The following is a 12,529-nucleotide window of genomic DNA, read 5'->3' as shown; positions in this document are numbered from 1 at the left end:
TCATAAATAACTAGAATCACACCAGTAACTTTTGTAACTTTGTGCCTGTGGAGAAAGTAGGTGAGTGCCCTATGATGCGAACGCGTTCCCGTGCAGCAGCGCGGACAGCCGCGTCAGTCGGAACGTGGAAACGCACGCTATGGGCGGTCAGTGATCTCCACATCAATGCCCCCGGCAACAGGGACGTCGTTGCTGAACATGTCCGTCCACGTCACCCGGAGGATTGGTTGATCGTGGCTGGGGATGTGGCCGAAGATGAAGACACAGTGTTGGGTGCGTTACGGGGTCTGGCTGATCGCTTTGCCACCGTCATTTGGGTACCGGGGAATCATGAACTCTATTCACGTTCTCAAGACAAATACAAAGGTAAAGCAAAGTATGACTATTTAGTAGCTAATTGCCGTCGCCTTGGTGTGCTGACCCCGGAGGACCCCTATGTGAGCTTTGCCGGACACACGCTCGTGCCGTTGTTCACACTCTACGATCACTCCTGGCGTTCCCCTGATGTCGCCCCAGCTGACGCAATAGCTGAGGCCGAACAAAAAGGTCGGGTTCTCACTGATCACTACACAATCGCACCCTTTGTCGATATAACACTGTGGTGTAGGGAGAGACTGAGATATTCTGTAAGGCGTTTGTCACACGTGGAAGGCTCCACCATCCTCATTAACCACTGGCCGTTGGTGAGGGAGGTAATGGATAATGTTCAGATTCCCGAGATCGCTTTATGGTCTGGAACACGGCATACCCAGACATGGCCGAAACGCTATAAAGCCACTACGGTGATTTACGGTCACTTGCATATTCCTGTAGAACACTTCGTGGATCACGTAACGCATGCGGAGGTGTCGCTCGGTTATCCGAGGGAAAGAGAGCGCACGCTTTCGCCCCGCATCACACAAGGCATGTGGCCTTACCCAGTTCTGACAGAGGAGGTGAATCGATGAGAAGCGTGACATTGCTTCAGTCCATGGCGGTGGATTTCGCTGGCCAACGCGTCCCATCGGTCATTTCTGAGAATATGCTGCCACGTGGTACTCGTTGTGTGGAGATGCACAGTTCAGCGACGGATCTGAGCAATTACTACAGACTGCACCCCACGGAGCAGCAGCTTGTGGAACACGCTGTTGATCGTCGGAAGGCTGACTTTGGAGACTCCCGTTGGTGCGCCCACCAAGCCATGCGCGCATTCGTAGACGATCAGCCAATTATGCGCGGCGAGCGGGGAATGCCAGTCTTTCCCGATGGAGTGACTGGTTCTCTTACCCATACGGACGGTTTCCGCGCCGCACTCGTGGGGCGAAGCTCCCGGTGGAGGTCTTTGGGAATCGACGCCGAACCTGCCGGTTTTTTGCCGGAAGGAGTATTCAATACCGTCGCCAGACCGGAGGAACAGCGGCGACTGCGCCGCCTTGCGCGCGCTCATAACCTGGACTACCTGGATAAAGTCTTGTTCAGCGCCAAGGAATCTACCTACAAGGCCTGGTTCCCTCTGACCCGTCGGTTTCTGGATTTTGATCAGGCAGACATCGACATTCGTCCCGACGGAACTTTCACTTCTTATCTCTTGCTACGCCCTGTTCCCGTGCCTTTCATTGAAGGCCGCTGGGCTATTCGTCACGGGTTTGTGGTGACGGTAGCTGGCGTGCGCCGGCACTAGGTCACAACTCACCCCCATGCCTATCGACTTACCCGAGTGGCGGGGGGCGTCTCAGCGCTCGTGGCCTAAGTCATGCCCTCCGGACGGGCGACAAAAACGCTGGCTGCGCGTTTTCCCCTATCTTTGAGCAACGCGATGGCATGTTGACTAGGAGTCACCACCGCATATACGTCACGGCGACCTATCGGTTCCAACCACTGCCCACGCGCCACGTCTTTGCCCTCAGCTTCGCTAATTGCGCGCACAGGGAAACACCGAACCATCGCTTCATCCAAACTCAGTGACAGTCGGGGAGCATCCTGAACTTCTTCCAATGTCAGTGCTTCTGAGAGATCAAAGGGGCCTGCGGCTGTGCGCCGTAACGCAGTGAGGTGACCACCGACTCCTAAAGCCTGACCGACGTCTCGTGCGATGGAGCGAATATACGTACCCGATGAACAATGCACCGATATCTTCACACTCCAGTGCGGATAATCATGTGTGGTGTCGGAAATAAAAGAGATGTCATGAACATCGAGAGAGAACACGCTGACAGGGCGTTCGGGTAAAACAACATCGACCCCCTCGCGGACAAGTTCATGCGCACGGCGGCCGTTGATTTTGATGGAGGAGACGGACGAAGGACGCTGCATAATATCGCCGACATGGGCAGCGAATGCCTCGCGAATGCTCTGCTCACTCAATGCCGCTAGTTGCTCAGCGGAGGAGCGCGTGAGAATATCCCCTTCCATGTCGTCAGTAATGGTGGACGCTCCTAGCGAAACGGTCGCTTCGTACCGCTTATCGTGAGCGACAACGTGCGCTAGGAGCTTCGTGCCGCGTTCGATTCCGACGACAAGAACTCCCGTAGCCATGGGATCTAAAGTTCCCGAATGCCCCACGCGCCGTGTGCCCATGATGCGGCGCATAGATGCCACGACATCGTGGCTCGTCATGCCGGCAGGTTTGTCCACGACAACCACACCCGAGCGTTCCAAAACACTGCCTTTTGCTAAGGCTTGACCAGGCTTGTGAGGGAGGGAATCAGTCATGGAGACAGTCTATGCCGTAGGCTGAAACACCGTGAGTATCTGGTATGGACTGGACCGAATTCCGGAAGAACTTAGCGCACAGGGCAGCGTGGTGACCATCGGTGTTTTTGACGGTGTTCACCGCGGGCACCAACAGCTCATCAACGCTGCTGTTGAAAAGGCCAAAGAACTGGACATCCCGAGCGTGATGTTTACCTTCGATCCTCATCCCACAGTGATTTTTCGTCCCGATCGAGTGCCCGCACTACTAGGTACTGTGGAAGATCGCGCACGGCTGGCTCTGGGGTTGGGAATAGACCACGTCGTCGTGGTGGGTTTTACTTCCGAGATTGCCCGCTGGAGTCCCGAGGAATATGTGGACAATGTGTTGGTAGATCTGCTGGGAGCACGGGCCGTGATCGTGGGCGAGAATTTTACATTTGGGCACCAGGCTAGTGGTAAACCTGACACCCTTCGCCAGCTCGGGCGTGAGCGTGACATGGAGGTCACCGTGATACCACTTCTCAACGATGATGGGCACACTATTAGCTCCACCTATATTCGTGAGCGCTTGGAGGGCGGAGACGTAGCAGCGGCTCGTGAGGCGCTCGGCAGGCCGTTTTCTGTCCGGGGAGAGGTTACTCACGGGGCAGGACGTGGGGGGCGCGCACTGGGGTTCCCCACAGCGAACCTGTATTTTCAGGACAAATTCGCGCTTCCGTCTGATGGCGTGTACGCCGGTTACTTAACGGTGGACTCAGAGTCACAGGGGAATCCGACACTCGATGGTGCGCAGACGGTGGGCACCATGCCCGTCGGTTGCGCACTGCCGGCTGCTATCTCTGTCGGGACAAACCCGACGTTTGGTCATGAGCCGCGCAGCGTGGAGAGTTTTGTTCTCGATCACGACGCAGATCTGTATGGCTTGAACGTCACTGTGCAGTTTCTGCACCGTCTCCGAGGGATGGAAACGTATACCTCATTGGAAGAACTCATTGATGCGATAAACGAGGATGTGGCTCGCACTCGGCAGATGTTAGAAAAGCCCTAATTCTCAAGGGTTCTGAAGGTGAGCCAGCTTGATTAGGCTTGGCAAGAGGTGCTAGTCTCGACCAGTCTGTGACTGTGGTCCGCGGTAGTCACATGTACGTTTTCGCGCGGACTGAAAAAACGACCTACAAGGAGATAATCCATGGCATTGTCCAAGGAGCAGAAGGCAGAGACTCTCAAGGAGTTCGGTCTGCACGAGACCGATACCGGATCCCCAGAGGCTCAGGTAGCATTGCTGACGGTTCGTATTCGCCAGCTGACCGAGCACCTCAAGTACCACAAGCACGATCACCACTCCCGTCGTGGTCTGTTGTTGCTGGTTGGTCGTCGTAAGGGTCTGCTGAAGTACCTAGCTGACAACAACGTTGACCGTTACCGTTCCCTGATTGAGCGTCTGGGTCTGCGTCGATAGCTTTTGTCGCTAGTAACTGCTCCCGGTAACTGTTGCCATAAGCCTTGGCGATAGTGCCGGGTTTTCGTATTTCTTTGGTAGTGTCGTTGCCGGACAAGTATCGAAGACTTGCTAGAACCATCAGATTTTTCCTGTGTAGGCTATCGGCACCGATGACCAGATACGCTTGCAGGAAGGCAACACGTCAAGAAAGGCGATTGCACTACACGCTATGAGCGCACAAAAAATTCAAGCCGAATTGATTGATCCTGACGCAGGTGTTTGGGAAACCGTCGCAACCATAGACAATGGGGATTTCGGCACCCGCACTGTTCGCTTTGAGACCGGTCTGTTGGCGCGTCAGGCCGATGGAGCTGTTACCGCGTATCTGGACGAGGACACCATGCTCCTCTCCACCACCACGGCATCTCGTAATCCTCGAGAGGGAATTGATTTCTTTCCACTCACCGTGGATGTTGAGGAGCGAATGTATGCTGCCGGCCGTATCCCCGGAAGTTTTTTCCGCCGTGAGGGGCGCCCCGGAACTGAAGCGATCTTGGCCGCCCGTCAAATCGATCGTCCGTTGCGTCCAACGTTTGCAAAAGGCTTGAGGAACGAAGTTCAGGTCATTGTGACTGTCATGTCCTTGGATCCGAAGGATTCTTATGACGTAGTGGCCATCAACGCTGCATCCGCTTCGACTCAACTTTCCGGTCTGCCGGTGTCTGGTGCCGTCGGCGGCGTTCGGATGGCACTTGTGGTTGATAAGAAGCATCCAAAGGGACAGTGGGTCGCTTTCCCAACCCATGAGCAGCAGGAACAGTCTGTTTTCGAATTGGTTGTTGCGGGACGAGTTACCGAGAACAAGCCTGCCAAAGCAGGGCGAGGCCGCCGCAGCAAGAATTCTCGGACACCGAATGTTGCTGTCATGATGGTGGAAGCTGGTGCTACCCACAACGTCGTCGAGCGCATCGCCGAAGGTGCGCCAGCGCCGACGGAAGCTGTGGTGGCAGAAGGCATCGAGGCCGCCAAGCCATTCATCGCAACTTTGTGTGAGGCACAGAATGTGTTGGCCCAGGCCGTCAATGCTGAAACCCGTGAGTTCGAGCTGTTCCCACCATTCGGTGAGGACGTGCGCACCTCTGTGGAAACCGAGTCCCTCAGTGACTTGGAAAGCATCATGAAAATCGCAGACAAACAGGAACGCGATGAGGCTCTTGCAGAAAACATGCAAGACGTGGTGGATGCGCTGCTGGAAAGCTACCCGGACCGGGAATCCGAGATTCGTGCGGCTCATAACGACGTCACTAAGCAGCTAGTACGTCGTCGCATCCTCGAGGACGGCTTCCGCATTGATGGTCGTGACCACACCACTATCCGAGATTTAGGCATTGTGGTTCAGCTCGTGCCACGAGCTCACGGATCCGCTCTGTTTGAGCGCGGGGAGACCCAAATTTTGGGTGTCACTACGCTGGATATGCTGAAGATGGAACAGCAGATTGATTCCTTGGGACCGGTCGAGCACAAGCGCTACATCCATCACTACAACTTCCCTCCGTACTCCACGGGCGAGACCGGTCGGGTCGGTTCTCCAAAACGCCGTGAGATTGGGCATGGAGCTTTGGCAGAGCGTGCTTTGGCGCCGGTGATCCCTTCGCGCGAGGAATTCCCTTACACCATTCGTCAGGTATCCGAGGCTCTGGGTTCTAATGGTTCTACCTCGATGGGATCCGTTTGCGCCTCGACGTTGTCCCTTTACAACGCCGGTGTGCCGTTGAAGGCACCGGTGGCTGGCATCGCAATGGGCTTGGTCAGCGGAAAAGTGGGAAACAAGGACAAGTACGTCACCTTGACTGACATCCTCGGTGCGGAGGATGCGTTCGGCGATATGGACTTTAAGGTTGCAGGAACCGAAGATTTTGTCACCGCGTTGCAATTGGACACTAAGTTGGACGGTATTCCTTCCGATGTTCTCGCTGACGCGTTGAGCCAAGCCCGTACCGCCCGTCTGGAAATCTTAAGCTTAATGGCCGACGCCATTGATTCCCCTGATGACATGAGTGAGTTCGCACCACGCATTACATCGATTTCCATCCCTGTCAGCAAGATTGGCGAGGTGATCGGTCCGAAGGGCAAGAACATCAACACCATCACCGAAGAAACCGGTGCAAACATTACGATCGAAGAAGACGGAACTGTATTCGTCTCTGCTGTGGGCGGTAAGGCCGCGGAAGCTGCCATCGAGCGCATCAATGCGATTGCCAATCCACAGCTACCAAAGGTTGGCGATCGGTTCCTCGGTACGGTCGTCAAAACGACCGCTTTCGGTGCCTTCGTTTCCTTGCTTCCAGATCGCGACGGGTTGCTCCACATTTCAAACCTGGGCGGCGACCGACGCGTGGAAAAGGTAGAAGACGAGGTCAATGTTGGTGACAAGATCGAGGTAGAGATCGCTGATATCGATAACCGCGGCAAGATTTCTTTGGTTCTCGTCGAGGACTAGACTCTGATCCTTGTTGAGGACTAGTTGAGGACTAGAGTCGCATAGCCTGGCTGTGCGCCGCGTGTCGCTCATCAACCAGTACGTGCCCCGTCGTCCACGCAATGGAGGGCGGGGCATTGCTCTGTGTGCTGTGAGGAGCGCGTGTGCCTGTCTATGAGTTTTCCTTATCGAAGCTGCCTGTCGCTTCGCGATGGGTTTCACCTTGAGGCCTAGACTGAAGGGCTGAACCTACAGCTTGATCAATAGGAGCGTTTCATGACAAAGGTCGGAGTATTGGGCGCACAAGGCCGCGTGGGAACAGCAATCGTTGCCGCTGTCGAGGACGATGAGAACCTCACTCTTGCCGCAGCGCTAGACAGTGGCGATGATCTGCAAACTTTGGTGGACAATGGAGTAGAGGTCGTCGTCGACTTCACTGTTCCCGATGCGGTGATGGGCAACGTTGAGTTTTGCGTGAATAACGGTATTCACTGTGTAGTTGGAACGACCGGCTGGACTGAGCAAAAGTACGAGCAAGTGCGTGAGTGGCTGAAAGCCTCTCCCCAAACCGGTGTGCTTGTCGCTCCTAATTTCGCAATTTCCGCGGTTCTCACAATGAAGTTTGCGGAAATGGCTGCACCTTTTTTCGAGTCTGCTGAAGTCATTGAGCTGCATCATCCGAACAAAAAGGATGCTCCGTCCGGTACCGCTGTTCATACAGCAGAAGGGATTGCTCGCAGCCGCCGAAACGCTGGTCTAGGAACCCAGCCCGACGCAACTGAGCAAAGTCTGGAAGGAGCTCGTGGTGCCAACGTGGATGGTATTCCAGTACATGCAGTACGTATGACCGGAATGGTTGCGCATGAACAGGTTATTTTCGGCACCCGCGGCCAGTCCCTCACTATCAAACAAGACTCTTATGACCGTGACTCCTTCGTCCCGGGGGTTTTGATTGGTGTAGAGAAGATCACTGCACATCCTGGACTGACTATTGGTTTGGAGAGTTTCCTCGGCTTGTAGGGATGTTCCTGGCGCCTTTCTCGCTCTATCTCTCTAGTTCTCCAGCGCGCACGTGTCGGGGAAGGTGCGCGATTCCCCGTGCGCTGGGGGTATGGGGACACTGCTCTAGTGTCGTCGGGAGGAAGAAGCAATCTCCCTGGTTTGGCGATGCAGGCGATTCCCGTCAGTACAGCACCCCAGCGGTATAAGCACATCTAATAACACCGAGTACACCGGAAGAATATATAGCCATGGCAACGATTGCGGAACTTGATATTCAGCTGATAGGTTCGACTTCTTTTACGAAGCCCGAGGGCGTGCAGTGGGATACTGAAGCCTCCGATAGTTCCGCCATGGTCGAGTTTGCTGGGCGCGCGTGCTACGAAACATGGGACAAACCGAATCCGCACACCGCCGCTAATGATGCCTACGTTCGGCATATTTTGGATGTGGGGCATTTGACGGTTTTGGAACATTCGAGTGCGACGATGTATCTCCGAGGGGTGTCGCGTTCCTGTAGCCATGAGATAATGCGGCATCGACATTTTTCCTTTAGCCAGTTATCGCAGCGCTACGTCCCGGCTGAGGAAGCGAGAGTTGTGGTTCCCGAGGCGGTCTTAAAGGATGAGCGTCTCACACAGTTATTCCTGCAGACAGCGGATGTGGCTTATGAGGCCTATGGTGAACTGCTCGACGGGATAAGCGAGAGCTTCGCCCACGAACCAAATGCTGTACTGCGGATGAAGCAGGCGCGGCAAGCAGCACGTGCCGTATTGCCCAATTGTGCGGAGACACGTTTCGTGATGAGCGGCAGTCTGCGTAGTTGGCGACACTTCATTGGCATGCGCGCCGCGGAACACGCCGACCCGGAAATTCGACGCATCGCTGTTCAGTGTTTGGGGTTGCTTCGATCTGAAGCACCAGAGGTTTTCGGTGACTTTTCGATCACTGCTCTTCGCGATGGAGCGGAAATGGCGACGAGCCCATATGTGAGCGACATCTAGGCTCTGAATGCCTACAATTAATCTGCCTCATATTTCTTGTGAAGATTCTGGTGAAGACCCGTGGCTACGGTGGTCAGCGACTGGCTATTGTCACCCTAATGCGCCCAAAAGTCGGGCAGGAAGGTAATCTGGTGATCCATGAGCACAGGTAATGCAGCGATTCGAGGAGCCGAGCATTTCGGCACGATCTCGGTGGCGATGGTCACGCCCTTTACGAAGGACGGAGCTATCGACCTTGACGCAGGCGTGGCGCTTGCAGGCCACCTTGTAGACAAGGGCTGTGATTCTCTGGTTCTCGCCGGAACCACCGGTGAGTCACCAACAGTGACGTTGGAAGAGAAATTGGACCTGCTCAGAGCTGTACGTGCCGAGCTGGGTGATCGCGCAAAACTGATCGCTGGTGGCGGAACGTACAATACGGCCGAGTCCATCGAGATCTGCCGCGCCTCCCAGCAGGCAGGTGCAGACTCTCTATTGGTAGTGACTCCGTACTACTCTCGACCAAGTCAGGAAGGCCTGGTTCAGCATTTCACAGCAGTTGCGGATGCTGTTGACATCCCAGTGTGCTTGTATGACATTCCGTCTCGCTCGGTGACTCCTATCGCACCGGATACCGTGCGTCGACTGGCTTCCCACCCCAACATTCGTGCGGTGAAGGATGCCAAGGGAGATCTCGCCGCGGCTATGGAATTGATCGAAACCACGGACCTCGCCTGGTATTCCGGTGACGATCCGCTGAATGTGGCTTGGTTGGCTTCTGGTGCAACCGGATTCATCTCTGTGATTGGACACATGGCGGCAGATCGCTTGAAAGCTCTTCGCGACGCATACGACAAAGGCGATGTGGCCGAGGCGCGCAGAATCGCCGTCAGCATGGTTCCATTACAGCGTGCGCAGGCACGTCTCGGAGGAGTCACCTTCTCCAAGGCCGCTTTGAAGCTTCGTGGCATCGACGTGGGAGCACCACGTTTGCCGATTATCGAACCAACCCAAGCTGAACTAGATCAGCTGGAACAAGACCTGCAGGATGCAGGAGTATAAGGAAAATATGACTGAACAGCGTTCCCGGGGCCGTAAGGTCACCCGGAAGGCAGCTCCGCCGAGTGCAGAGACCGCTGCCGCATCTGAAGCTGGAAACGTGAATGCTGAGGCACAAAGCATTAACGTTTCCAACGAGGCCGTTGCGACCACCTTTAATGATGGCGGTGCGGCGAACTCCAACAACAACACCGCTAACAAGAGTGAGAGCAACGGCGGCGGCAACCGCAACCGTAGCCGTCGATCCCGTGGCCGCGGCGGAAACAACAACCGCGGCGGAAATAACAACCGGGGTGGCAACAACCGCGGCGGGAACAACAATCGACGTGGTGGTGGAAACAATAACGATCGCCGTAAGGGTGCTCTGAAAGCGATGCAGGGTGTGGACTTGACCCAGCGCTTACCCAAGCCACCTAAGGCACCAAAGAACGGTTTGCGCATTGTCGCTCTCGGCGGTATTTCCGAAATCGGTCGCAATATGACCGTGTTTGAGTACAACAACCGCTTGCTCATTATCGACTGTGGTGTACTTTTCCCAAGTTCCGGTGAACCGGGCGTGGATTTGATTTTGCCGGATTTCTCCTACTTAGAGGACAAGTGGGATCGGGTAGAAGCGCTCGTCGTTACCCACGGTCATGAAGATCACATCGGCGCTATTCCGTGGCTGTTGAAGCAACGGGCGGATATTCCGATTATTGCTTCGAAATTCACCTGTGCTCTGATTGCTGCAAAGACACAAGAGCACCGCCAGCGTCCAAAGTTGATTGAAGTTGATGAGAACTCGCATGAGTCTCGTGGACCGTTTGATATTCGGTTCTTTGCTGTGAACCACTCCATCCCAGAATGCTTGGGTATTGCTCTGAAGACGGGTGCTGGTTTGGTCGTACACACCGGTGATATCAAGCTGGATCAGACCCCGCTGGATGGTCGTCCGACAGATTTGCCTGCACTTTCCCGCTTCGGCGACGAGGGAATTGATCTCTTCCTTTGCGATTCCACTAATGCCACCACTCCGGGGGTATCGGGATCTGAAGCTGAGATCGCTCCCACTTTGAAGCGTCTCGTGTCCGAGGCGAAGCAGCGTGTGATCATTGCTTCCTTCGCGTCGAACGTCTCTCGTGTGCAGTCGGCAGTGGATGCAGCCGTGGCTGCTGGGCGCAAGGTGGCTTTCAATGGGCGTTCCATGATCCGGAACATGGAGATTGCTGAACGCATGGGCTACCTGAATGCTCCGCGTGGAACGATCGTATCCATGGATGAAGCCTCGAAGATGGCGCCTCACAAAGTCGTGCTGGTGACTACCGGTACCCAGGGCGAACCAATGGCAGCGCTGTCACGTATGGCTCGCCGTGAACATCGCCAGATCACCGTACGCAGTGGGGATTTGATCATCTTGTCTTCCTCGCTGGTTCCTGGCAATGAAGAGGCCGTATTTGGCGTGATCAATATGCTGTCTCAGATTGGTGCCACTGTGATTACTGGTCGAGACGCGAAGGTTCACACTTCCGGTCACGGTTATTCTGGCGAATTGCTGTTCTTGTACAACGCGGCGCGTCCGCGCAATGCCATGCCCGTACACGGCGAGTGGCGTCACCTGCGAGCTAATAAGGAGCTTGCGATCAGTACGGGTGTCAATCCAGACAACATCCCTCTCGCCCAAAATGGTGTGTTTGTGGATCTGGTTAACGGCCACGCGAAGGCCGTTGGTCAGATGACAGTGGGTAACCTCTATGTCGATGGCACCCGCATGGGTGACATTGACTCCGAGGTTCTCGAGGATCGTACCGCAATGGCTGAGGGTGGCATGGTGTCTATTACTGTCGTAATTGATAACCGCACTGGTCGTCCTTTGGAGGCACCGTCAGTTCAAGCTAAGGGCTTCTCAGATGATGCTCGGGACATGCTGAAGGAAATCACTGAGCGGGTGGACAACATCATGATGGATCTCGCCGGTGAGGGCGAAAATGATCCTTATCGCATGGCTCAGGCCATCCGTCGCCGCGTCGGTAAACTGATCTCCGATAAGTGGAAGCGCAAGCCATTTATCGTTCCTACGGTGGTTCCTATGTCTTCGGAGATTGTGGAGGAACTGGAGGAGGATGTTTCCCGTCCGTCTCAGTAGGCGGTTCCTGCGCTAGTGTAGAGGAGTATGACCTCCGAGCAGAATTCCCATTGGCAACAGCCGGCTCGCAAGCAGCTGACGAGCGCTCAGGCAGAGCGCGCAGCTCTTGCGAGCCTTTTGCTATCCGTTGGTCCCGATGCACCAACCTTGTGTGAGGGATGGACCACTCGTGATCTCGCTGTGCATCTCGTCGTCCGTGAATACCGGCCGGATGCGGCAGCAGGCATGTTCATCAAAGGACTGCGTAAACACCTGGGCGATGTATCTCGCGATATTGAGTCCAGTGATTACGCTTCTATCGTGGAGGATTATCGCCAGGGGCCGCCGAAGTGGAATCCGATGCGTTATATGGATTCTTTTGTGAACCTTGCCGAGAATTTCATTCACCATGAGGATGTGCGGCGCGGGGGAGGCCAGGGTGTTCCTCGTGATCTAAACCGCACGCTTCGGGACGATTTGTGGCGGGTTGTTTCCCAGATTGCACGCGTGTTCTTACGCAATGCGAAGGTGCATGTGGTGTTAGAAAGAACCGACGCCGCAAGTTCCGAGCCGGACATTCAGCATGCTGGAGCTCATACCGCTGAAGAAGTACGTGTCCGAGGTGACGCCGGGGAATTGCTGCTGTGGCTTTACGGCCGGGACTCTGCGGCTCACGTCGAGATCACCGAATCGCAACCGGGGGCGAGAGAAAAAATTCACCGCCGTATTCTCTAAAATTATTCCTGAGGCGCGTGTTTTAAATGTGACTGGTGTTATTTGAGCGACTAGAGTGG

11 protein-coding genes are annotated in these 12,529 nt (G+C 55.1%); 10 read left to right on the top strand and 1 reads right to left on the bottom strand.

Translation table 11 applies throughout. The features are described 5' to 3' along the window. Positions 1-74: 74 nt before the first annotated feature. Entirely contained in the window at positions 75-947 is an 873-nt protein-coding gene (locus GP473_RS05300; protein ID WP_185770702.1) for a metallophosphoesterase family protein, read from the top strand. Positions 948-970: 23 nt separating this feature from the next. Further along, complete coding sequence (locus GP473_RS05295) at positions 971-1,660, top strand: 4'-phosphopantetheinyl transferase family protein (RefSeq protein WP_425488597.1); 690 nt, start codon at positions 971-973, stop codon at positions 1,658-1,660. Positions 1,661-1,725: 65 nt separating this feature from the next. Here the strand turns inward: GP473_RS05295 and truB are convergent, their stop codons facing one another. After that, the gene (truB, locus tag GP473_RS05290; RefSeq protein WP_186276663.1) at positions 1,726-2,691 is read right to left on the bottom strand and encodes a tRNA pseudouridine(55) synthase TruB; all 966 of its coding nucleotides are present in this window, start codon (positions 2,689-2,691) and stop codon (positions 1,726-1,728) included. A gap of 31 nt (positions 2,692-2,722) precedes the next feature. On the opposite strand from truB, the gene GP473_RS05285 reads away from it, so the two are divergent. The 8 genes from GP473_RS05285 to GP473_RS05250 all read left to right on the top strand — a co-directional run bounded on the left by GP473_RS05285 (position 2,723) and on the right by GP473_RS05250 (position 12,470). After that, entirely contained in the window at positions 2,723-3,721 is a 999-nt protein-coding gene (locus tag GP473_RS05285) for a bifunctional riboflavin kinase/FAD synthetase (RefSeq protein WP_186276662.1), read from the top strand. Positions 3,722-3,862: 141 nt separating this feature from the next. Next, positions 3,863-4,132, top strand: coding sequence for a 30S ribosomal protein S15 (gene rpsO / locus GP473_RS05280; RefSeq protein WP_185769890.1), 270 nt, complete (start codon positions 3,863-3,865; stop codon positions 4,130-4,132). Positions 4,133-4,343: 211 nt separating this feature from the next. Next, complete coding sequence (locus tag GP473_RS05275; RefSeq protein WP_186276661.1) at positions 4,344-6,614, top strand: polyribonucleotide nucleotidyltransferase; 2,271 nt, start codon at positions 4,344-4,346, stop codon at positions 6,612-6,614. A gap of 255 nt (positions 6,615-6,869) precedes the next feature. Next, on the top strand, positions 6,870-7,613 hold the full coding sequence (gene dapB, locus GP473_RS05270) for a 4-hydroxy-tetrahydrodipicolinate reductase (protein ID WP_186276660.1): 744 nt from the start codon (positions 6,870-6,872) through the stop codon (positions 7,611-7,613). Positions 7,614-7,843: 230 nt separating this feature from the next. Next, complete coding sequence (gene thyX / locus GP473_RS05265) at positions 7,844-8,596, top strand: FAD-dependent thymidylate synthase (RefSeq protein WP_186276659.1); 753 nt, start codon at positions 7,844-7,846, stop codon at positions 8,594-8,596. A 138-nt stretch (positions 8,597-8,734) separates the two neighbouring features. Further along, a complete protein-coding gene (gene dapA / locus GP473_RS05260) occupies positions 8,735-9,637 on the top strand; it encodes a 4-hydroxy-tetrahydrodipicolinate synthase (protein ID WP_186276658.1) in 903 nt (300 codons plus the stop codon). Positions 9,638-9,644: 7 nt separating this feature from the next. Beyond that, positions 9,645-11,756, top strand: coding sequence for a ribonuclease J (locus GP473_RS05255; RefSeq protein WP_281381080.1), 2,112 nt, complete (start codon positions 9,645-9,647; stop codon positions 11,754-11,756). Positions 11,757-11,783: 27 nt separating this feature from the next. Then, a complete protein-coding gene (locus tag GP473_RS05250; protein WP_186276657.1) occupies positions 11,784-12,470 on the top strand; it encodes a TIGR03085 family metal-binding protein in 687 nt (228 codons plus the stop codon). Positions 12,471-12,529: the final 59 nt, after the last annotated feature.

It is taken from the genome of Corynebacterium anserum (assembly GCF_014262665.1).
GTDB lineage: Bacteria > Actinomycetota > Actinomycetes > Mycobacteriales > Mycobacteriaceae > Corynebacterium > Corynebacterium anserum.
This window is presented reverse-complemented; position numbering and strand designations above follow the sequence as displayed.